The 23,247-nt window shown below is 39.3% G+C and carries 23 protein-coding genes and 1 riboswitch; of the genes, 8 read left to right on the plus strand and 15 right to left on the minus strand.

The window, feature by feature from the left end:
- Positions 1–17: 17 nt before the first annotated feature.
- From gspD to MJX77_RS04045, 11 genes are all read right to left on the minus strand, one after another.
- Entirely contained in the window at positions 18–2,291 is a 2,274-nt protein-coding gene (gspD, locus tag MJX77_RS03995) for a type II secretion system secretin GspD (RefSeq protein WP_252060596.1), read from the minus strand.
- A 41-nt stretch (positions 2,292–2,332) separates the two neighbouring features.
- Positions 2,333–3,169: a type II secretion system protein N gene (locus MJX77_RS04000; protein ID WP_005301713.1), complete on the minus strand. Its 837-nt coding sequence runs from the start codon at positions 3,167–3,169 to the stop codon at positions 2,333–2,335.
- Positions 3,169–3,912, minus strand: coding sequence for a type II secretion system protein N (gene gspN, locus MJX77_RS04005; RefSeq protein WP_005301710.1), 744 nt, complete (start codon positions 3,910–3,912; stop codon positions 3,169–3,171). The genes MJX77_RS04000 and gspN overlap by 1 nt, the downstream gene beginning before the upstream one ends.
- Before the next feature lie 332 nt (positions 3,913–4,244).
- Positions 4,245–4,571 carry an H-NS histone family protein gene (locus MJX77_RS04010; protein WP_002053185.1) on the minus strand — a complete coding sequence of 109 codons (327 nt, stop codon included), beginning with the start codon at positions 4,569–4,571 and terminating at the stop codon, positions 4,245–4,247.
- 194 nt (positions 4,572–4,765) lie between these two features.
- Positions 4,766–5,206 carry an acyl-CoA thioesterase gene (locus MJX77_RS04015; RefSeq protein ID WP_023274336.1) on the minus strand — a complete coding sequence of 147 codons (441 nt, stop codon included), beginning with the start codon at positions 5,204–5,206 and terminating at the stop codon, positions 4,766–4,768.
- Between the two features lie 7 nt (positions 5,207–5,213).
- A complete protein-coding gene (locus tag MJX77_RS04020; RefSeq protein WP_252060597.1) occupies positions 5,214–6,407 on the minus strand; it encodes a heme biosynthesis protein HemY in 1,194 nt (397 codons plus the stop codon).
- A gap of 9 nt (positions 6,408–6,416) precedes the next feature.
- The gene (locus MJX77_RS04025) at positions 6,417–7,259 is read right to left on the minus strand and encodes a hypothetical protein (protein WP_252060598.1); all 843 of its coding nucleotides are present in this window, start codon (positions 7,257–7,259) and stop codon (positions 6,417–6,419) included.
- An 8-nt stretch (positions 7,260–7,267) separates the two neighbouring features.
- Positions 7,268–8,035, minus strand: a complete 768-nt coding sequence (locus MJX77_RS04030; RefSeq protein WP_252060599.1) for a uroporphyrinogen-III synthase — start codon at positions 8,033–8,035, stop codon at positions 7,268–7,270.
- Positions 8,036–8,038: 3 nt separating this feature from the next.
- The gene (gene hemC, locus MJX77_RS04035) at positions 8,039–8,956 is read right to left on the minus strand and encodes a hydroxymethylbilane synthase (protein WP_252060600.1); all 918 of its coding nucleotides are present in this window, start codon (positions 8,954–8,956) and stop codon (positions 8,039–8,041) included.
- A 101-nt stretch (positions 8,957–9,057) separates the two neighbouring features.
- The gene (locus tag MJX77_RS04040) at positions 9,058–9,798 is read right to left on the minus strand and encodes a LytR/AlgR family response regulator transcription factor (protein ID WP_252060601.1); all 741 of its coding nucleotides are present in this window, start codon (positions 9,796–9,798) and stop codon (positions 9,058–9,060) included.
- 60 nt (positions 9,799–9,858) lie between these two features.
- On the minus strand, positions 9,859–10,998 hold the full coding sequence (locus MJX77_RS04045; protein WP_252060602.1) for a sensor histidine kinase: 1,140 nt from the start codon (positions 10,996–10,998) through the stop codon (positions 9,859–9,861).
- Between MJX77_RS04045 and argH the strand changes: the two genes are divergently transcribed.
- On the plus strand, positions 10,989–12,422 hold the full coding sequence (gene argH / locus MJX77_RS04050) for an argininosuccinate lyase (protein ID WP_252060603.1): 1,434 nt from the start codon (positions 10,989–10,991) through the stop codon (positions 12,420–12,422). The two genes, MJX77_RS04045 and argH, sit on opposite strands and share 10 nt — an antisense overlap.
- Positions 12,423–12,431: 9 nt before the next feature.
- Complete coding sequence (locus MJX77_RS04055) at positions 12,432–12,701, plus strand: oxidative damage protection protein (protein WP_004795121.1); 270 nt, start codon at positions 12,432–12,434, stop codon at positions 12,699–12,701.
- A 310-nt stretch (positions 12,702–13,011) separates the two neighbouring features.
- On the opposite strand, the gene phoU is transcribed toward MJX77_RS04055, so the two are convergent.
- From phoU to MJX77_RS04080, 4 genes are all read right to left on the minus strand, one after another.
- A complete protein-coding gene (gene phoU / locus MJX77_RS04060) occupies positions 13,012–13,734 on the minus strand; it encodes a phosphate signaling complex protein PhoU (protein WP_013199117.1) in 723 nt (240 codons plus the stop codon).
- A 105-nt stretch (positions 13,735–13,839) separates the two neighbouring features.
- Complete coding sequence (abuO, locus tag MJX77_RS04065; RefSeq protein WP_502806538.1) at positions 13,840–15,186, minus strand: multidrug efflux outer membrane protein AbuO; 1,347 nt, start codon at positions 15,184–15,186, stop codon at positions 13,840–13,842.
- Between the two features lie 81 nt (positions 15,187–15,267).
- The gene (locus MJX77_RS04075) at positions 15,268–16,173 is read right to left on the minus strand and encodes a DMT family transporter (RefSeq protein ID WP_252060605.1); all 906 of its coding nucleotides are present in this window, start codon (positions 16,171–16,173) and stop codon (positions 15,268–15,270) included.
- Complete coding sequence (locus MJX77_RS04080; protein ID WP_151767120.1) at positions 16,166–16,747, minus strand: TetR/AcrR family transcriptional regulator; 582 nt, start codon at positions 16,745–16,747, stop codon at positions 16,166–16,168. Before MJX77_RS04080 ends, MJX77_RS04075 begins: the two co-directional genes overlap by 8 nt.
- A gap of 107 nt (positions 16,748–16,854) precedes the next feature.
- On the opposite strand from MJX77_RS04080, the gene MJX77_RS04085 reads away from it, so the two are divergent.
- The 6 genes from MJX77_RS04085 to gluQRS all read left to right on the plus strand — a co-directional run bounded on the left by MJX77_RS04085 (position 16,855) and on the right by gluQRS (position 23,241).
- A complete protein-coding gene (locus tag MJX77_RS04085; RefSeq protein ID WP_252060606.1) occupies positions 16,855–17,940 on the plus strand; it encodes a hypothetical protein in 1,086 nt (361 codons plus the stop codon).
- Between the two features lie 34 nt (positions 17,941–17,974).
- Positions 17,975–18,109: riboswitch (TPP riboswitch) on the plus strand.
- An 88-nt stretch (positions 18,110–18,197) separates the two neighbouring features.
- On the plus strand, positions 18,198–20,075 hold the full coding sequence (gene thiC / locus MJX77_RS04090; protein ID WP_004795134.1) for a phosphomethylpyrimidine synthase ThiC: 1,878 nt from the start codon (positions 18,198–18,200) through the stop codon (positions 20,073–20,075).
- A gap of 75 nt (positions 20,076–20,150) precedes the next feature.
- On the plus strand, positions 20,151–20,786 hold the full coding sequence (locus tag MJX77_RS04095; RefSeq protein WP_005301669.1) for an NUDIX domain-containing protein: 636 nt from the start codon (positions 20,151–20,153) through the stop codon (positions 20,784–20,786).
- The gene (gene cpdA / locus MJX77_RS04100) at positions 20,783–21,595 is read left to right on the plus strand and encodes a 3',5'-cyclic-AMP phosphodiesterase (protein ID WP_252060607.1); all 813 of its coding nucleotides are present in this window, start codon (positions 20,783–20,785) and stop codon (positions 21,593–21,595) included. Before MJX77_RS04095 ends, cpdA begins: the two co-directional genes overlap by 4 nt.
- A 211-nt stretch (positions 21,596–21,806) precedes the next feature.
- Complete coding sequence (gene dksA, locus MJX77_RS04105; protein ID WP_002121205.1) at positions 21,807–22,343, plus strand: RNA polymerase-binding protein DksA; 537 nt, start codon at positions 21,807–21,809, stop codon at positions 22,341–22,343.
- Position 22,344: 1 nt separating this feature from the next.
- Positions 22,345–23,241, plus strand: a complete 897-nt coding sequence (gene gluQRS / locus MJX77_RS04110) for a tRNA glutamyl-Q(34) synthetase GluQRS (RefSeq protein WP_252060608.1) — start codon at positions 22,345–22,347, stop codon at positions 23,239–23,241.
- The last annotated feature ends 6 nt before the right edge of the window (positions 23,242–23,247 follow it).

Here is a 23,247-nt window from a genome sequence, read left to right on the forward strand (position 1 = left end):
TCAATCATAACATGCTACTACGGTGCTGTGCTTGGACGCAGTGTCGTTGTTGTTACGGTATTTTTAGTACGATTAACTTCAGGTTCAGGCAACTGTAATGTTTGTCTTTGAACCGATGGCTCTACAGCCACAGGTGTTATTACTGTCGAGCTTTTGCCACCTGAAGGAACCTGCTGATAATTTTTTGGCTGAGAGGTAATGTTTGGCGGAGTCATTTTTTGATTATAGACATCATCAACCTGTTCGGGCAGTTTGGCAAAGTTACCATTTCTATCCATCGCCAATTGCAAGCTGTAAAGCTGGTTGTAGCGCTGCTGAGACAAACGACGCACATCATTCGCATCACCCACAATTGTTGGATGAATAAAGACGAGAAGATTACGCTTCGTATTACTTCTACTGTCTGATCGGAATAATCTGCCTACATATGGAATACTGCTTAACCCAGGAATGCCTTGACGACTAAGCTCAACATCATCAGACACCAAACCACCTAAAACCACTGTTTGTCCATGTTCGGCCAATACAGCAGTTTTAATCGCACGTTTATTGGTAATTAAATCGGCCGCTTGCCCTTTACTAGTCTGAACATTCGAAACTTCTTGCTCTACTTCAAGACGAACCGTACCGCCTTCACCGATATGTGGAACAACTTTTAATGTCACACCCACATCTTTACGTTCAACAGTTGTATATGGATTGATACCTGTACTGTTTGTAGTGACCGATCCTGTTACAAAGGGAACGTTCTGACCGACAACGATATAAGCCTCTTCATTATCCATCGTCACAATAGATGGGGTCGACAATAAGTTTGATTTAGTGTTGCTTTTGAGTGCTTGAATCAAGGCACCGTAAGCCTTACGGGAATTCTCAAAATTACCCAAAGCCAAAGTTGCACCGTTACCTTTATTGGCTCCACCAGCAATAGCAGACGCTGCTCCAGCCGAGCCACCCGATAAATAACCAGCAGCAATAGAAGATAAACTAGCACCAACATTACTAAAGCTAAGCAAACCAATCCCACTAGATAAATCACCTAGCGCCCATTGGATTCCAAGTTGATCCGCATCATCCCCTGAAACTTCAATAATTGCAGCTTCAATCAAAACTTGCTGACGGCGAACATCAAGCTGCTGAATAGCAGATTCAATTTCGCGCATTAATTGAGGATCAGCTTTAACCACTAACGAGTTTTGGGCATTATCCGCGATAATGCTCACACCATTTTGACTAAAGCTAGAGATACTGTTCTGATTACTATTATTTGAATTACCATTTAGGTTAATAGATGGCGTAGAAATTGAGCTACCATTTGAACCAGAGGTATTTGAACTGGAATTTTGGTTATTACCCATCAAATTATTGATCGGATTCGATGAGTTAGAAGAATTATTGCTATTTGACGAAGAAACAGCTTGTCCTGTTACGAGGCCTTGTAAAATCTCAGATAAGTTTTTTGCACTAGCATATTTTAATCGAAAAACTTTTAAACCGCCTAAACGGTCTGCTGAAGGCACATCCAGCATTTCGATCATGTGGCGAATACGTTTACGTGTTTCAGGATCGCCCTTTACTAAAATACGATTCGTTCGGTTGTCTGCAATAATACGGATACGGGCTCCGTTAAAATCTTTAGATGCCCCCGTAGCGCTCATTGCCTCAAGTTGAGTAATGATTTCTTCCGCTTGGCTCGATTGGAGACTTATTGCCTCAATATCATTTTGCCCCGTACCGTCGAGGTTACGAATGATATTTTCAAGTTGATAGATATTTGCAGCTCGGTCCGAAACAATTAGCGCATTAGTGCCTGCTATCGCAGCCATATGTGCAAATTGTGGCATTAAAGGACGAAGTGCTGGAATTAAATCATTTGGATTTGTATTTTCAAGCCAAATGACTCGAGTGACAATTTGATCACCACGCAGTCTATTTCTAGAATCGTAAGGGATTCCCGAATTCTTAACATTACTATCTGGCACAAGCTTGATGGTGTTCCCTGAAGGAATTGCCACCACCCCATTTACATTTAACACCCCAAGAAATAGATCATAAACTTCATCTTTATTAAGGGGTTTATTCGATATTACTGTGACATTGCCACGCACTCGCGGATCTACTGCAAAGTTTTTCCCCGTAATGTCTGCAACTTCATTAATAAATGCAGTTAAGTCAGCATCACGTAAATTGATCTTCCATGTCTGGGCATAGACGCTGCTGCTCACTGTCGCAATCAATGGAGCTGCTGCAAGTAATGCCCAAAGTGGACGTTGATGATTCAATAAAGCCATAACTTGCGATAATTCCTAACTCTTATGGTGACGTGTTATCACTAAAAATTTTGTTGTATGGTCATCACTTGATCACCACGTTTTATTTCTAATTTCACTTGCCCAGCTCGACGAGCCTGTTCAAGCAACTGCACATCCGTTTGCCCTTGCCCAACCGTTTGACCGTTTAAGGAAACAATCCGGTCACCCGGCCTTAAACCTAACTTATTTCTAAGCGCAGTGGGTGTACGTTCTGTAACTTCAAAACCTTCGCTTGAGTTCCCGCTTACACCCATATCACGTAGATATTGTTCACGGTTCCCCTGCATTTGCTGAATAGCCTGCCCTAACGCCTCTTGAGTCGTATTAACAGGTGCCGACGACTGAGGCGCAGTTGCAGTTGGTTGTGAGGCATCTGGCGTCATAGGTTGATATAAACCGTTTGGCAAACCTTTAAACTGAAGCTCACGCGTACTTCCATTACCTTGACGCAATATCACGTGATCCCAATAAACTTCTGCCAACTGATAAGAGGTAGACCCTATTGTTTCTCCCACCCGATACCTGTCAGCAGTATTATCAAGCTTAATAACAGCCGAAGAAAAACGGTTCGGATAACCCAACATCACGCCTTGTAATTCTAGGTTGACATTTTCCTGAGCTGCATTAGCTGAAGGTTCATTAAAAAGCGAAAAAGTACTAATGTTAGGAATTTGTGGTTGCTGTGATCCTAACTCTACCCGATCAAACTGCATCATTTGAGGAGGTGCAATCACCCACCAAAATAATGAAGCCAATTTCCAGCACAGCCATAGAATTAAAACGGCAAATACAACCACACTTAACCGATCTAATTTTTGCCATTGTAGATGCTGTAATTTCTCAATCCACACTTTCATTAGTTACCCCCTTGTATTAAGGGCTGACGAGAACTAATGACAAATGTATCTAAACCAGCTTTTCCATCATAAGATGGAATATTCAGTAATAATCTTTGCGTAAGCTGCACATCAAGCATCATGTTGGCATCTAATAAAAGATTCGCCATTTTTTGACTGCGTTGATCACGTATATCAACTTGTAATTGACCGTTTTGATCCGTTAGTTGCCCATTTAAAGAAGGCATATTCATCCGGTCTTGACGATCACCAATATTATAAATCAAAGCACCGCCACCCCAATGCAATTGACCATCAACTGCGGCGAAACCCTGCTCTTTTTTATAATTAAAATTAATATCTTTTAACTGGATACTATTCACAGGCCATTGCCAGTTCACAATTTGTTTTAATGTTTCAGGTGCAACCTGACCATTCATAGCTTTTACAATTACTTTTTTACCCACGCCATAGCCCATTACCCCAGATAATTGGGTATTTCCACTATGGATATCTACATCAGCAGCGAACCGTAATAAAAACAGGTCAAGAGGTCTAGTTTTCCAATGAATCGAGCCTCTCAAAGTACCACGCCGCCAATCTGCTTGGCCTTGCCAGATATTTCCACTTACATTGTGTAGAGTTTGATTATTCTTTGAAAATTTAGAAATTAGCCACGTCGCCGGGATCTGTAAAATAATAAAAATTAAAAATGCAATGAGTGCAAATAACCACCACTTCCATTGCTTAGACTTTTTCTTCATTCAGCCTTACCAACATGCAAATTATCGTCCTTATTTTGAGAGTAGCTCCCTAGTCTGACATTATGCATACTTTTTCAACATCGCCAATTCACTTCATATAAAAAAACCAAGCAATCGGGCTTGGCTTCGGTATTAAGACTATAAGTTGAACGTATGACAAAATCATGAAAACCGAGTGCTAAAAGAACTAAATGCAAATTTGATCTCAACAATCTATTTAAAGATGAATTTAAACACCCAATTTCTTAAATAATTTTCAAAACACACTTTAGATATTTTTATGCATAAAAAAACCAGGCAAATCTGCCTGGCTTTTTAAATCGGCAATACAATTAGATTAAGAAATCTTCAAGTTTTGCGCCTTTTTCAATTTCAGCAACTAACCAGCGTGGTTGTTTACCACGGCCAGTCCAAGTCTCTTCAGAATTGTTTTTGTTGCGGTAACGTGGCTCAACAGATTTACGTGTTGTTTTCTTACGTTTTTGAGCACCAAACTCAAGAAGTTGTTCAACACTAAAACCTACATTTTCAGCGATCTCGATAATTTGATTATAAGCATCTTCGATTGCTTGATCTTTTTTACTTGCAATTAAAGCTTCCGCTTCTTCTTGTAAGCGTTTTAACTCTTCAACAGATAATTCACTGATATCCGGTTTCATTAATAAATACTCCAGTCTTACAGACAATTCAAAATAATACAGACAAAATTTAAAAACATAAAATCAAGACCAATATTATTTATAATCTATTCAATAAGCAATAGTTTGAAAGCCGTGTTCATCAGAATAACTAAAAAAATTACCTTTTAATTACATTATCAATTATAAATGAAATATATTTTATTAATATTTATTTAAGATAAATGTATTAAGTCATGCCCAACAGATTTTTCTAGCTCAATAATTTTTTGTTTTATTTCCTGAGGTATTTCACATTTTCGTTCTGTTAATTTATCTACGCAGACCATAACCGCTTCACCAGTAGCCACGATTTGTTGTTGTGTCTCGCTCCACAATATATAAGCCATACGGAATGCACTATTACGGAGCTCTTCCACGCGAACACCGACTTTCAGTACATCTGGATAAAAAACTGGCTTTAAATATTTACACTGACTTGAGGCTACAACGGTATATAATTGTGGGGTTAATATATTTATAGCTTCCATATATAAAATACGTGAGCTTTCAATATATCGATAATATTGTACATTATTGACATGACCGAAAGCATCCATATCTCCCCATGCGACTTTCTGTTCATATATTATCGGGTAGACAGACAGTTCTTTCATTTTTGCCTCATATTTTAAATTTTAAAAAATTCGCATCATTTTCAAAGATTAGGTTTAACTGTTTGATTAATACTTCATCTTCATTAAGCGTAGACTTAATACGTAAATAGCTCATTAAAATATTATCTGGATATAATGATAATAATGTTTCAGCCTCTGCTTGACGTCCAGTTGCCATATAGACATGCCATTTTGCAAAAGTTAAAACAGGCAAATTCATATATTGATTTTCAAACTCGATAATTTTTTCTTCGACATCTGCATAGTCTGGAACCTGTTTAAGCAGTTGTTGCTGAAACCACAGATAAAAAACTTCTGGATCGAACTGTTCTTTTAATAAGTGTAGTGTTAAGGCTGCGTGCTGCATGCTCATATCAGGCATACGCGCCAATAGTTTGAGCCATAACAACTTACTGCTATAAGGTCGAGTTTGAATTTCAGACTCTAAATCTAGATAACGTTGTTGCAAAGCATGCAGATCATCAACAGAAGCTTCATCAAACTGCTGAAGGAGTTGCTGTAACCATAAATCACGGTGCTCAGCATCTAGCAAACCATACTTCATTGACCGTAAATACACCCATGGGTGTTGCAACGCCAATTGCCCCCATAAGGCAGTTAATCTTTGCTGGTAGGCTGTTTCTATTTCTTCAAGCCAAGGCGATAACTGATGCTGGTATAAAAACTCAAGATGAGTTAATGCACGTTCAGCTTCGTTTTGGGCTAAAAAGATTTCGATTCGTTCTAACTCTGCCAATTCAAATGCCATAGGTGGTGATTGATCTAAAGCAGCCAATGCTTTTGGATAGTCTCCACTTAAAACCAGAAATTTGGCATCAATAATATTTTTTAAAAGCGCTGACTGAGTAAAAACACGTTCAATAAATACACGTTGATCTTCGGCGGCCTCTAATAACCAGACAATACCTAATTGTTCATAGGGATGAAGGTTTTTAAACTGGAAGATATTTTCACTTTTCCTCTGCTCACGAGAGGAATAGCGTTTAACCCAAAGCCATATAAATTGAGCAATAAAGCTCATTACCACAAAAGCAAGGGTTAATCCCCAAACATTTGTTTGCAACTGCAATTGTCGCCAGTAGATGTAGACATACCCCATTCCATAGCCATAACTCAATAAAGCTAAAGCGGCAAAGAGTATTAAACTAATTACGAAATAAACCGACAGGAGGTGTTTCATATCTCCTCCTTATGAGCCAATTAGACCAAGTGTAGATAATTTAGGAACAGGCACGATAGATAAATGTGCCACTTTAGCAATACGTTTTTTTAACTGTTGACTCGTTGCATCAGGCATTTCATCTAGCTTTTGCATCACAGATTGCAACTCGTTTTGGTACTCTGTCATTTTGCCTTGATTGAGTGCCTGTTCAGCAATTAATAGTCTTAATTGTACTTCTTTGAGTACCACACTTCGATTCATTAAATTAATAGACGGCGTTTCTACTTTTTCTATGCGGAACCATTTTTTCCACCAAGACACAGACTCGGATTGATCCATCTCAAGCTTAGGCTGAGCTAAAGCTTGCTGAATATTTTTATCAATCGTCTGCAATAAATCATCGATCAATTGATGGCGCTGATTTTGAGCCAAAGTGAATTGTTGAACTGCTTGCTTATCCTGCTCAAGCGATTGGTTCAAACTATGTTGCAATGCTGGAGCAATTTCATAGTGCACGAGAGATAGCTGCAACTGATTTAATTGATCAACTGCATAAATCAATTGCTGCTGATCAATTGCAAATTGAATTAAATCTAACTTTTGTTTAATTAAAACTGTAGGAGCAATACCTGTCGGTGGAGCATCTGGGTGAGCTACTGAACTTAGTTTATCGCCTGTATTTACAGGTTGATTCTGTAGTTGTCGCTGTAAAGCAACCAATTGATCATTTAGATTGGCATAGTGCTGTTCTGATTGAAGCAGACTTTGCTTAAGCTCGGGAACAGTACGAGAAATTTGCCACATATCGTAACTGAGCTTAGCCAACCAAGCCATGCCCAGTAAAATGATGATAGAAACAAGTTTTCTCATACGAATCCTTATAATGCCTGAATGTGATGAATCATCCCCGAAGGCGATAAATTTTCAAGTTGAATAATGTGAAAATGAGCCTGTTGTTGATCGCGATATTCTTTAACAATTTGGAAAAGACGTGGACCTAAAACCAAATATACACAATCAGGTTGTACATTATTTTTTAAACAAAGCTCTAACCAATATTTCCAGCTGGCCTCACTGGTAATTAAGACCAGCCATTTTTCTAAATTATAATTTGAATTCTGTGTCAGATGTTTGAATGTAGAACATGAGGTTTCTGGGCATTGCCGATGATATAAAATGAAATTTAAAATCTGAATACCTTGCTGCTGCAAAGTTTCCATCATAAATTGACGTCCACCCTCTCCTCGCCAGAAAGCGACACTACCAGCCTGATTCATATTATGAAGAATCGGCAGGTTTAACATTCCCTCAGAAGTTTCCACATCTGGAATATGTGCGTCAACGCCATATTCATGAAGGCGATTAGCAGTAGCCTGCCCGACCGCAATCCACTGAATATGTTTTAAGTTATCTAGCTTTAAACCACTTTGTATTAAGTACTGCACCCCTACATCAACAGCAGTTGGGCTGACCACAACAATAGCTTGTGCTTTAACTAATTGTTGGTAAAGCTGAAATAAATGTTCGGAAAAGGGTTTGGCAACAAGTTCTAAAAGAGGTAAAGACTCAACTTGATAACCTTCATTTTGCAAAGCATCTGTTAATTCAGCTGCACGAGAATCAGGTCGAGTATTAATAAACAACATGGTTTAGTAAAGAGCCTTTAATAGCTCACCCGCACCTTGATCAAGTAAGTTTCGAGCAAGGTTTTCACCCAGTTGATGAGCATTGCTAGCTTCATCTGTCAGTTCAGCACGTAATAATGTTTGCCCATCAGGACTTCCGACACGACCTTCAATATGGATTTGTCCATTTTGTAGTGTGGCATAACCTGCAATTGGAACCTGACAACCACCTTCAAGATAGGCATTAAAAGCACGCTCAGCACGTACACAAACATCTGTTTTTTCGTGCAATAGTGGTTGAATTAAAGCTAATACATCTTGGTCAGCTGCACGGCATTCCAAGCCCAACGCACCTTGACCCACCGCAGGCAAACTAATGTCTGGTGTTAAACAATGACGAATGCGTTCTGACAAACCTAAACGTTTCAAACCAGCGCTAGCTAAAATAATAGCGTCATATTGACCATCATCTAGTTTCGCTAAACGTGTGCCAACATTTCCACGCAAGTCAATAATTTGCAAATCAGGACGTTGTTTTAAAATTTGGGATTTACGGCGTAAACTTGATGTGCCCACTTTTGCACCTTGAGGTAGGTCAGCAAATTTTTCAAAAGTATTTGAAACAAAAGCATCTAATGGATCTTCACGTTCACAAATTACTGCCAAGCTTAGACCTTCTGGCAAAGCCATCGGAACATCTTTCATTGAATGTACAGCTAAATCTGCACGCCCATCTAAAAGTGCTGCTTCTAACTCTTTAACAAATAGCCCTTTCCCACCAATTTTTGCTAAAGGCGTATCTAAGATTTTATCGCCCTGAGTGACAAATTTAACCAACTCCACCGTTAAATCTGGGTGAAGCTCCTGTAATCGGGCACGAATATATTCTGCCTGCCAAAGAGCAAGTGGGCTTTGTCGTGTAGCAATTTTCAAGGTTTTCATAAATTCAAGCATGGGCTGGTCAAACGATACACCCTAAACTTAACTTGATCCCTTAAAATTGCAAGTAAAATCTCGCACGCCCAAGATAACTCTTTTTAACTTTAGAGCTGATGGATCCGCTCTCTAAGCATAGATAAATGTCGACGACTCACAGAAAGTCGCTCATCTAGTCCACGTAAACGAACCTGATATTGCCCAGAGCTAACGAGCTCCAGTCCATCTAAATATGCAATTGCAACCAATGCATTTCGATGAATACGAATGAATTGATCTGCAAATTCGGTTTCAAGCTCTTTTAAAGTTTCATCAATTAATACACTGCCATTTTGATGACGCACCGTGACATATTTCTGATCGGCTAAAAAATAATAAATATTTTCAACTGGAATTAGCTCAACCCCACGATAGGTTTTTGCAGCAATTTGGTGTCTCTTTGTTTTTAGATCATGTAAAAAATCATGTTGTGGTAAAGCATTTAGTTGTGCTTGAGTAAGCTGAGTCAATTGACTAAAAACTTGTTCAAGTTCTTGAGAATCAATGGGTTTAAGAAGATAAGCTTGAGCTTGAGACTTAAATGCTTCCAATGCATGTTGGTCATAGGCCGTACAAAATACAATCGCAGGTCGAGGATTGAGCTGACTTATCTGTTCCGCACAGACAAGACCATTCATACCTGGCATTTGAATATCAAGTAAAATTACATCCGGTTGATGAAGCCGCGCCTGTTCCAAGGCTTCTTGTCCATGATGAGCCGTTGATACAACTTCATGTCCCATCTTTGAAACTAAACGTGATAATCGCTCCACTGCAAGTGGTTCGTCATCACAAATCAGCACCTTCATTCATCCTCCTTGTCACCGTTAACTTGATCCATTTTTTTATGGTTAACTCTGACTAACTTATTATTTTGTTTGATATTGATAGCTCATAACGGTGGTATATAAGGTTTCACCTTTATAAACCTGAAATCTTACGGAACTCCCATAATATGCTTTCAGGCGCTGCTTAACATTTTCAAGCGCGATTCCATGCCCTTTCCTTGAATTTATTGTATCGTCTGTATATGGGTTGGTAATGACTATACTGACCTGATTTTGCAATATTTCAACCAATACCCCTATGGTTGCCTTACCCATCATTGGTTCTACCCCATGAAAAATACTATTCTCTAACAAAGGTTGTAATGTCAATAAAGGAATGGTGATCTGTTTGAGTTGCACAGGTGAAAGCTCGACTTTCCAATCTACTTTTAAACGCTCCCCCAAACGGACCTGTTCAATCATTAAATATTGTTTACTTAGCTCGATTTCTTCATACAGACTCACCAATTTCAATTCTTGAAAGCTGGCACGAAATAAACGTGACAGACTAATAAGCATGCTTTCTGCTTTATCTGGATCTATCGCAATTAAACTGACTACATTATTTAGACTATTAAATAAAAAATGAGGATGAATTCGCGCTTGCATGGCCTGAATACGGGCATTTAATTCTGCATATTGCTGATGTAACCACTGTTCTCTGACATATAAATAACGTAGGCAGAAAGCCCCGAGTAATATTCCATAGCTTAGATATAAAGGCACATTGGTAAAATAAATGCTCCATCCCTGCGTTAAAGAAGCATGTTTATTTAAAAGACCAAACTGAAAAAAATTACTCATTAAGGTGGTTAAAACAACAATACCTTGCAACATGATAAAGCCAATAGCCAAGGCAAATTCTTGACGTAAAGTGTTAAAAAAAGCTTGAAAACGCTCAACCAAGGCAAAAAAGGACAATATTACCCAGTTAATAAAAACGATGTATTGAAAAAGCCTTCCCCCGCTCAAGGCTTGCCAAGACTGTGCTTCAGCCAATGCTAAGACCAGAGCCAAAACATTACTTGCGATAATTAATTCGAATAAGTGTTGCCAACGCCCGTTTTTCGTAAAAAAATAGGAGGAATTTTGATTTCGATATGCTGTAGGAAACAACTTTGTTTGTTGAGCTTCGGCAAGTGATATACTCTTTTTTATTTTACTGAGCCACCATGACCACATCTTCAAATCCCCCTAATTCAGTAACCCCAGACCAAACCTCAGGTATGTGGGGTGGTCGTTTTTCTGAAGCGACGGACGCTTTTGTAGCCGAATTTACCGCCTCTGTTCAGTTTGACCAACGTTTTTATAAGCAAGACATCGCTGGTTCGATTGCGCATGCTACCATGCTTGCGAAAGTTGGCGTACTCACAGAAGCAGAACGCGATGACATTATTGAAGGTTTAAGCACCATTCGCTCAGAAATTGAGGCTGGAAACTTTGAGTGGCGCATCGATCTTGAAGATGTTCACATGAACATTGAATCACGTTTGACTCAACGTATTGGCATTACAGGTAAAAAATTACATACAGGTCGTAGCCGTAACGATCAGGTTGCAACTGATATTCGTCTTTACCTACGCGACGAAATTGATGATATTTTAAAATTATTAGAACGTTTACAAAAAGGCTTGTTAGGCTTGGCTGCCAAAAATGTAAATACCATTATGCCGGGCTTTACACACCTACAAACTGCTCAGCCTGTGACTTTTGGTCATCACTTGTTAGCATGGTTTGAAATGTTGATTCGTGACTCTGAACGTCTTCAAGATTGTCGTAAGCGCGTTAACCGTATGCCACTTGGTTCTGCGGCTCTTGCAGGTACTACTTACCCGATTGACCGTGCTTACACAGCAGAACTTTTAGGTTTTGAAGCTGTATCTGAAAACTCTCTCGATGCTGTATCTGACCGTGACTTTGCTATTGAATTTAATGCAGCTGCATCTTTAATCATGATGCATTTATCACGCATGTCAGAAGAACTGATTCTTTGGACTTCTGCACAGTTCAAATTTGTGAACATTCCTGACCGCTTCTGTACTGGTTCTTCAATTATGCCGCAGAAGAAAAACCCAGATGTTCCAGAGCTTATTCGTGGTAAATCTGGCCGTGTATTTGGTGACTTAATTAGCTTGCTTACGCTCATGAAAGGTCAACCATTGGCGTACAACAAAGACAACCAAGAAGACAAAGAACCTTTATTTGATGCAATCGATACGGTTCGTGGTTCACTCATGGCTTTCGCAGATATGATTCCTGCATTAGTTCCAAATATTGAAATTATGCGTGAAGCTGCACTTCGTGGATTCTCAACAGCAACCGATCTTGCTGACTACCTAGTGAAAAAAGGCGTTGCTTTCCGTGATGCTCATGAAATTGTAGGTAAAGCTGTTGCATTAGGTGTTGCTGAAGAAAAAGATTTATCTGAGTTAACACTTGAGCAATTACAACAATTCTCTGACTTAATTACAGCAGATGTGTTTGATAAAGCCTTAACACTAGAAGCTTCTGTAAATGCACGTGATCATATTGGCGGAACTTCACCAAAACAGGTTGAAGCTGCGATTGCTCGTGCCCATACACGTTTAGAACAGTTATACGCTTAAGGATAAACCATGAGTCGACAAGTATTTTGCCGTAAATATCAAAAGGAAATGGAAGGTTTAGACTTCGCTCCTTTCCCAGGTGCTAAAGGCCAAGATTTTTTTGAAAATGTTTCTAAGCAAGCATGGCAAGAATGGTTAAAACACCAAACTACGCTGATTAATGAAAAACGCTTAAACGTGTTTGAACCAGATGCGAAGAAGTTCCTTGAAGAACAACGTGAGAAGTTCTTTAACAATGATGAAAGCGTAGAAAAAGCTGAAGGCTGGAAACCAGAATAATCGGTTTGTTTTAGCTTCTTCATTATTTAAAAAGGCGGGTCCTATACACATAGACCTGCCTTTTTTTACGTGAAACTTACACAAGCATAAAAAGCCTTACATAGAGCGAACAGGACTCTACATGACATCAAAAAGTAAAGAACTTAATATCAATTCATAGCAAGAAGAACACGATCCCTGTCGTGTTTATGCACTTGATTTTCTGTCCTGAACTTCCCCCCAAAGTTCGGGACATTTTTTTATCTATTATTTTTAAACAAATAAAAAAGGCCTTGTTTCAAACAAGGCCTTTCAATATTTCAGCTCAAAATTACTTTTCGTGGACTTTAGCTTCAATTTCTTCAATTTTAGTATGACGAGCATCAAAGCCTTTTGCCATATAAATAACTTGCTCAGCAATGTTACGTGCATGGTCACCAATACGCTCCAAAGAACGTAGAACCCACATAACATTAATAACACGAGCAATATGACGCGGATCTTCAATCATATAGGTCATTAATGTACGTGTTGCTGACTGATATTCACGGTCGATGTCAGCATCGGCTAAAAGTACACGTAAAGCTTGATCTGCATCTAAACGTGCAAAAGCATCAAGTGCATCATGAATCATGACACGAACTTGGTTACCAATATGACGTGTTTCCATGTAGCCACGAGGCGAACCACCCTCTTCACAAAGGTTCTGTGCAATACGGGCAATTTTTGCAGCTTCGTCACCAATACGCTCAAGGTCAGTATTGGCTTTACTCATGGCAATAACCATACGCAAGTCAATCGCTGCTGGATGACGACGCGCCAAAATTAACGTCAAGCCTTCATCAATATCACGTTCATATTGATTGACTGCATTATCTTTAAATTGAACATCAATCGCTAAATTTGCGTCTGTATCAAGCAAAGAATGAATTGCATTTGCGACCTGTTGTTCGACCAAGCCACCCATGGTCATAAACTTTGTGTTTACATCTTGCAAATCTTCATTAAATTGAGAAGAAATATGATGGGTTAACACCGGATTACTTGGACTCAAGGGAAGCCTCCAACATGATGGCGCAGGAATAAAATGATTGAGCATTAAAACACAGCAATCATTAAGTTTTTATGACAAAATTAAATTTCAGATAAAAGCATTTTATTACTGATAAGTTAACCAGCTATTAAGCTCAACCAGATCTTTTTCACCGAGCTGGCCTATCGCAGCTTTTAAACGAAGCACATTCAATAAATAGTCATATTGAGCATTAAGATAATCCTGTTTTGCAGAAAAAGCATTACGCTGGGCCAATAAAACATCAACCATACTTTTTAAGCCTTCGTTATAGCTCGCTTTCGAGGCTTGCGAAACTAAAGAAGATGAATCCATTGCAGCTTTTCTTGCTTCGAGTTTGGCTTGGTCTGTATCAACCTGCATAAATGCACTTTTCACATCGACATTGGCACGGCGGATGGCCGCATCAAGTTGAGCTTGGGCTTTACTGGCTTCTACAGTCGCTTTTTTAATGGATGTTCGAGTACGCCCGCCATTAAATAAATTCCAGTTCATTTCTACCCCAACCTGATCAAATTTTCCGTCCGTCGAAATAAGAGTCTCTGGGGTCTGTTTGGTATAACCATAGCTCGCCACAGCATCTATTTGAGGATAAAGCGCGGCTTTTTCTACACGGCGCTGATCTTCACTATATTGTTGCTGTAAACGGGCTTGCTGGATCTTTAGATTTTTTTGCTGGGCCAAAGAAAGCCAGTCATTAAGTTCTGCTGGATAAGGCTTTTGAAAACTAAAGTCACTTCGTAATACAGCAAGCTTATCTTGATAAGAACCAATATATTCAGACAGCTGTTCTTGGGCTAAAAGTAATTGAACATTGGTTGAAATACGATTGGCTCTGGCATTTTGATATTGAGCATTTGCTTCACTCACATCACTACGCGCCACCAAACCTTCTTTGAGTTTGGCATTCATCATATTAAGCTGCTCAAGCAAAGCTTTTTCTTCTTGTAGGTATGCAACACTCAATGCCTGCTGACGCAACACATTAAAATAGGCTTCTGCTACATTTAAAACATGGTCTTGTTTTTGCAGCCTTAAGGTAATTTCACTTAAGGCAACCGAAGTTTTAACTTGTTTATAACCTTCCCAAGCATCCATTCGAAACAATGGCTGACGTGCTGTTAAGGTCGCTTGCCGAGTCGTTGAGGTATTACTCACCAAAGCATCAGAAAGTCCTTCTTGGTCAACACCTGGAAAGTTTGAACGCTTTACAGTTTGTCGATTACGAGTAATGTTTCCAGACAGTGTAACGGTAGGTAATAACGCTCCCGTTGCCAAGCCTAAATTAAGTTGATCTGCTTCAAATTGTTGTTGATTGGCTTGCCATGTCGGATCATTTTGTTTTGCGCGCTCATAAGTCTCAACCAAATCTAGAGCAAAACTCGAAGATGCAAAACTCCAAAGGCCAACAGCGACCATTAATTTTATTTTCATTGTTCAAATCAACGATAAAACTTGCCTTTTAGACTAAGAAAAATTCGAATCAAACTCAAGCCATTAAAAGTTTTAGTTTTTTTAAGCGTTCTCAGTTTTTGACAATATTAAAATACAAATAAAAATCAAAAGCATGCCTATCCAACCCAACCATGAAACATGCTCACCCACCAACACAATGGCAAAAATCGCAGCAACTAAAGGTTCAAATAAAGTTAAGGTGGTCGCTTTGCTGGCATTTACTGTTTTTAGACCAAATCCAAAAAGTAAATAACCCAAAAACATAGGAATTAGCATCATATAACCAGCCACAAGTAGATTGGTTGAGCTTTGTAGTAACCCACCACCTGTAACCAACAAAGTAGGAAGCAAAACAACTGCCCCACCACCCATAATCATGCCCATTGCAGCTTTAGAGGCAACACCCCGATCTATTAATCTTTTTGCAGCCCATGAATAAAGCGAATAAGTTGTAGCTGCGACAAGACCAAGAAAAATACCGAAGTATTTATTCCATTGATTTGTACCGTCTAGAACTGCATGACTTTCACCCATCGACAACATTGTTACGCCAAGCACACCGCAAATAAAACTTAGAAACCAGATGGCAGACAAAGCTTTGCGATCAAAGAATCGCTCTAAAATGGCTGCAATCAGTGGAGCCGAACCAATTGAAACCACGGTGCCAATCGTAATGCCTGCATAATGCATTGAGGAATAAAAAGCCAAAGGATAAATACCAACCGCCGCTACACCTAAAAGCAGTATTAAAAGATTTTCTCTTATAAATTGTCGGTTTTCACGTATCGCTCGTGATGCAACCAAAGCTTGTAAAAGACCTCCTCCACCCATCGCTACGGCGCCAATAGCAAGTGGACCAAGTGTCGGAGCAAATGCGGCCGCAGTACCTGTTGTTCCCCACAAAACAGAGGCAACTAAAATCGCAATTGTGCCTCCATAACTACTATTTTTAATGAGGCTAATCATGTGGGCATTCTCTATTTAAAATATCTTCTGCCATTTGTTTTGCTAATAGAAGTTGACGACTGTTGCCTTCTAAGCCTGCTCGTGCCATAGAACCTTCTAAAAGAAAAGAAAGTTGCGTAGCCACATAGCTAATCCGCTGTGAGTCTGATATCAATTTTTTTAAATGTTCAGCAACAATAGCCTCGACTTCTTCTTTATGCTGTCTTACCGAACTTCGCCCTGCACTATTTGCAGGAAACTCAGCCGCAGCATTCAATAACCCGCAACCTCGAAAGCCTTTTTCATAGGCAAATTCCGCATGGTCTTGATAGGCATCAAATACGGCCAAAATGGCTTCTTTAGCTGTTTTTATTTTTTCTAAACGCTTTTGGTAGAGATCAAGCCACTCTTGATGGCGTGCAGCAATGTAGGCATCGACAAGCTCACCTTTTGAAGAAAAATTATTATAAAGCGACATCTTAGCAACATCTGCTTTAGCCGTAACCGAGTTAATTCCAGTTGCAGTAATGCCATCGTTATAAAACAAAGTTGAAGCGGCATCGAGAATTTTCTGTCTTGCTGTTTTATCATTCATAGCTTTAACTTAAGTAGACCGACCTACCTAATAATAAAGATTTCTAACAATGATGCAATCTTTTTCCGAGTTATAATTTGAGCAATATTCACTTTGATAAAAATACAATGATGAAAAAAGTTCTAATGATGAGTATGTGCAGCGCACTACTTTTAGCTGGATGTAATAAAACATCAGAGCAAGATCAGACTATATCTAAAGAGCAAAAATCAACTGAGCAAAAGGCCACTCAAAAACAAGACAGTAGCTGCTTACAAATTATGGTAGCTATGCACACGATTAATCAAAACAGCAAAATAGAAGACTTAAATCAAATTAATGAAAAGCTTAAAACCTGTGTTCCGTCTTTAAAAAATGATGAACAGCTTAAGCTGATTGATGCATCAACAGCCATGTATCAGCGTTTCCTAAAACAAGACTACACTGAAAAAACAGGTAGAGCGTTTGAAGCTTTTGGCTATGCTGTTTTAGAACATAAACAACAAGACCTTAAAAAGGTCATTCAAAGTCAGAAAAAACTCTTCGGCCAACTGAGCCCACGTGATCAATATTTACTTCAACATGAAGGTCAAGCCTATATTGAACTACTCTATCAAGGCGAAGGCATGTTTACCTATCGACGTCAGCCAAACTATTTAGTTGATGTTTTTTCTAAAGCCTTACCTGCTGACCAAAAAGATTTTTTAACTCGTATGGCGAAAGACAATCAAAATATTTTTTATAACGATGGTGCGTTGGCTATTTCTTGGAAAGAGCTCACTGAACGTGCATTATTTTGGGAAAAATTTATTCAAAAGTATCCAAAAAGCCATTTTATTAGTGATGCAAAACTACTCTTTAACGAATATCGCTATTTTATTTTCTTTGGTCTCGATAACACGCCTGTGTCAGATGAATATGCACCAAACACATGGTTTGATAAAGATGCGCTTCAACAAATTCAATTTCTGTCTACACAGAATCAGTCGAGTTTAGCCAAACCTGCTCAACTATTTCTTAAGTTTATTGCCACACCTGTAGAGGAGCGTAATAAGCAATTTAAAATAGATTTAACTGATAAGAATGGCAATAAAAAATCAAATTATCAGATGACTCATGAACAACTTGAGCAGCTATTAAAATTAGACTCCCCATGGAACACTGAAGTGTATCGTGACTGCCATATGGATGCGGTTTGTATAGATACAAATTGACAATGCCACCCAACCTAAAACATGTTAGTCTGTAAATCGCTTGACGGAGCGCGAGTAATAACTCGCTGAGATTGTGTAAATTTCGTGTTATCGCAACACAAGTTTGAACATGAGTACCGTTGAACCTGATCAGGTTAAGACCTGCGTAGGAATCAAGCCATCTGAAAACTTAAGCCTTAAATTTATCTAGTAAAGATAAATCCGCCATCGTTTTTGGTCGTGCTTGATTCGTTGATGTTATTCATAAGGATCATGTAATGAACCAGTTAACGAATCTCTCTTCTGCTGAAATTTCAGCGCAACATGAACAAGATGCAAAAGATTTAACCCGCATCTTACCCGCTTCTAAAAAAGTTTATATTGAAGGCTCTCGTCCTGATATTCAGGTTCCAATGCGAGAAATTTCTTTAACAGATACCCCTACTGGTCTGGGCGGTGAACATAATCCCCCTGTTATGGTCTATGACACTTCAGGTGTTTATACAGATCCAAATGTTCAAATTGATTTAGACAAAGGTTTACCTTCAGTTCGCCAAAACTGGATTGAAGAACGTAACGATACTGATGTACTTTCTGGTTTAACTTCAACTTTTGGTCAAGAACGTTTAAAAGACATTCGCACCGCTGACATTCGTTTTGCTCATATTCAAAACCCACGCCGCGCTAAAGCTGGCAAAAATGTCACTCAAATGCACTATGCCAAGCAAGGTATTATCACACCTGAAATGGAATATATTGCAATTCGTGAGAATCAACGCCAGCGTGAAGGTGTTGATATGCGTCAACATGCTGGACAAAATTTTGGTGCAAAAAACTTAAAAGAAATTACACCTGAATTTGTTCGACAAGAAGTTGCTGAAGGTCGTGCGATCATTCCTGCCAACATTAACCACCCAGAACTTGAGCCAATGATTATTGGCCGTAATTTCTTGGTTAAAATTAATGCCAACATTGGTAACTCAGCGCTGGGTTCTTCAATTGACGAAGAAGTTGCCAAAATGACGTGGGCAACGCGTTGGGGTGCCGACACCATTATGGATTTGTCGACAGGTAAAAACATTCATGAAACACGTGAATGGATTATTCGTAATTCACCTGTTCCAATCGGTACCGTACCTATTTATCAAGCGCTTGAAAAAGTTGATGGTGTTGCAGAAGATCTAACATGGGAAATCTTCAAAGACACACTGATTGAACAAGCTGAGCAAGGTGTTGACTACTTCACGATTCACGCAGGTGTATTGCTTCGTTATGTGCCACTTACAGCAAACCGTTTAACAGGTATTGTGTCTCGTGGTGGTTCAATCATGGCGCAGTGGTGTCTAGCACATCATGAAGAAAACTTCTTATACACTCATTTCGATGAAATCTGTGAAATCATGAAAGCCTATGACGTTTCATTTAGCTTAGGTGATGGCTTACGTCCGGGTTGTATTCAAGATGCGAATGACGAAGCACAGTTCAGCGAACTTAAAACCCTAGGTGAACTTACACACCGTGCATGGGAACATGATGTTCAAGTCATGATTGAAGGCCCTGGTCATGTACCAATGCACATGATTAAAGAAAACATGGACCTTCAGCTAGAAGTGTGTAAAGAAGCACCATTCTATACACTTGGGCCATTAACGACTGATATCGCTCCGGGTTATGACCACATCACTTCTGCAATTGGCGCAGCCATGATTGGTTGGTACGGCACAGCGATGCTTTGTTATGTGACACCAAAAGAACACTTAGGTTTACCAAACAAAAAAGATGTTAAAGACGGAATTATTACCTACAAGCTTGCGGCACATGCTGCTGACCTTGCGAAAGGACATCCGGGTGCTCAAGTTCGCGATAATGCTTTGTCAAAAGCACGTTTTGAATTCCGTTGGGATGATCAATTCAACTTAAGTCTAGACCCTGACACAGCACGTAGCATGCATGATGAAACCTTACCAAAAGAGGCTCATAAATCTGCTCACTTCTGTTCAATGTGTGGACCAAAATTCTGTTCGATGAAAATCACCCAGAATGTTCGTGACTATGCCAACAACCTCACTAATAGCAATTCAGAGGTTGAAGAAGGCCTCAAAGCCATGAAAGAGGTTTATCAAGAGCAAGGTCAAAAACTGTATCATAAAGTGTAAATATTCAAAAAAAACACTTGCCTAGCCATGATTCTCGGTTAGGATGAAATAAATAGATTTCGTCCTGATCGAATCATGAGTATTGTTGAACGTCCAAGTTATACATCTAAAGATGTCGAAGTAACATCACGTGAATCTCTATTCCGTGGTTTTATTCAAGTTGAAAAAGTCAGCCTTCGACATCGTCTATTTAATCAAACTGAATATACTCATGTATTACAACGTGAACTGATTCATCGGCCTGAAGCGGCTGGCGTTCTACTCTACAACGATCAAAGACAACAGTTTGCGCTGATTGAACAATTTCGTGTAGGTGCAATTAATGATCCCGATTCACCGTGGCAATTGGAAGTAATTGCTGGTGTATTGGATGGAGATGAAACGCCAGAGAGCTGTATTCGCCGTGAAACACTTGAAGAGTCAGGATGCACAGTTAATCATTTACATCATCTATTTAGCTTTTATCCATCTGCTGGGGCGTGTTCAGAACTATTTCACTTATATGCTGCTGAAACAAACTTACCATCAAAAGGTGGGGTTTTTGGCATGCCTGATGAAGGTGAAAATATTCTTTTACACCTGTTTGACTACAGCGAAATATCAACATTATTGAGTCAAGGACGTTTGAGAAATGCCCCTGTCATTATGGCGTTACAATGGCTATCTCAACACATCACAACGATAATAAAATCCGACGAGGTAGGACGGTGACTTTTCAAGTCTCAACACTTTCACAAAAAGACCATGTCATTATACAAATTACCGATACCCACTTATTGGAGTATCCACACTTAGAATTTGTGGGGATGAATCCTGAAGAAAGTTTTCATGCCATTATTCAACAGATCCTGAAAAAACATCCTGAAGCTGATGCCATTATCCACACTGGAGATTTGGCTCAAGCACCAACGCCTAATACCTACAAACGTTATATTCAATATATGCAAACGTTAGGTCTGCCATTTTTTCAGACACTGGGCAATCATGATAACGTTGATCATTTTCCATTACATAAAGAAAATCATCAGGAACCTGTGGTCATTTGTTTAGGAAACTGGCGCGTTATTTTATTAAATAGTGCAGTAAAAGGTCAGATTAATGGGCACCTGTCGCCAGAACAACTACAAAATTTAGCGACATTACTCGAAGAATTTTCAGATAACCCTGTTTTATTGGCTTGTCATCATCATCCTTTTGCAATGAAATCTAAATGGATTGATCATCACAAGTTACAAAATTCTAATGCTTTGCTTACCACATTAGCTCCATTTAAGAATGTAAAAGCTTTAATCTGCGGGCACGTTCACCAAGACTCACTAAACACTTGGCAAGGGATCGAATTTTTCTCGACCCCCTCAACAAGCGTTCAGTTTAAACCGTTTAGTAATGAGTTTGCCCTAGACCAAAATGCTCCCGGCTACCGTTACATTCGTCTAAAAAACGATGGTAGTTTTGAAACAGAAGTCTTCCGTCTTGAAAATTTTCAAGGCCTTATAAATACCAATATTTCAGGCTATTAGCTCTATTTCATATATGCTTATATGCAATTATGACTAGGGTAAACACGTTTTGAAAATATTTACGGGACGGAATGACTATCATCTTGCAGGAAAAATCTATATGATGACGACCCGATGGGAAAATCCCATCGATGGTTTTCTATAAAAACACTTGCATATCACCATATTTTTTGCGTATAGATAATACGTGTATGATGAGGAATGCCCTATTATGGCGAATGACAACCACAACCAAGTTTTGGATGAACATACAGAAGTTGTAGTGGAAGGTGACAAAGCTTCTGCAAAACGTGCACGTAAAGTGAAACCTAAAACTTCTGACATAGGCACAACTGCAAGTTTATTTGGTATTGCACCTTATCAACCTAAGAAAAATGAAGAGTACATGTCTGAAGGACAGCTCGAGCATTTCCGACAAATTCTGCAAGCATGGAAAGCTGAATTAATGTCTGAAGTTGATCGTACGTTGAATACGATGCAAGACGAATCAACTGCATTGCCAGATGTAAATGACCGTGCTACCCAAGAAGAAGAGTTTGCAATTGAATTGCGTACACGTGACCGTGAACGTAAGTTGATTCGTAAAATCGAACAATCTATGGAAGCAATTAAAAACGAAGACTACGGTTTCTGTGAAACATGTGGTATCGAAATCGGTTTACGTCGTTTAGAAGCACGTCCAACTGCAACGTTATGTATTGACTGCAAAACTTTGGCAGAAATTAAAGAGAAGCAAAATAACGGTTAATATGACCGCTGTAGCTACTCAAGAAAAGCCTAGCTTTTCATACTCAGGTCGGTTTGCGCCCTCGCCAACCGGCCCTTTGCATTTTGGATCACTCATTACCGCCGTCGCCAGTTATTGTGATGCTAAAGCTCACCGAGGCAAATGGCTGGTTCGTGTCGAAGACACAGATATCCCTCGTATTTATCCGGGCAGTGAAGAGCATATCCTCACCTCACTGGAAGCCTTCCAGTTCGAACCCGATGCAGAAATCATCTTTCAAAAAAACCGTTTAGACATTTACGAGAGTGTATTAGATCAACTTAAAAAAGAGGGTCTAATCTATGCTTGTCAATGTACACGCAAAATGCTGGGTTCAAATGCAATCTATGCGGGCACATGCCGCAATCTTAATCTTGATTTTAAAGACCAAGCAATTCGGGTAAAAGTTAAAGATCAACCAATCTGTTTTGATGACCGACTGCAAGGACTTCATTGTTCTAATCTACAACATGACCTTGGAGACTTTGTTCTTAAACGCCGTGATGGGATTATTAACTATCAACTTGCTGTCGTCGTGGATGATTATCTGCAAGGCATCACCCATGTCGTTCGAGGCTCAGACCTATTAGATAACACTGAACGTCAGATCTGGCTTGGCGAGCTCTTAGGATACCCTAAACTGAGCTATATGCACCTCCCTCTCGCCATGAATGATCAAGGGCAAAAGCTCTCTAAACAAAACCTTGCTCAAGCACTCGATTTATCTAAAGCGCCTCAATTACTACAACAAGCAGTACGAGCATTGGGACAACCTCATGTTGATTTAGACCAGCCTAAAGTGATGCTCAAGCAAGCTGTAGCACAGTGGAATGTTGATTTAATTCCACATGGACAAGAGCTCAGCGGAACCTATCTATAAATAAAA

The organism is Acinetobacter sp. AHP123 (genome assembly GCF_023757925.1).
GTDB classification, from domain to species: domain Bacteria; phylum Pseudomonadota; class Gammaproteobacteria; order Pseudomonadales; family Moraxellaceae; genus Acinetobacter; species Acinetobacter oleivorans.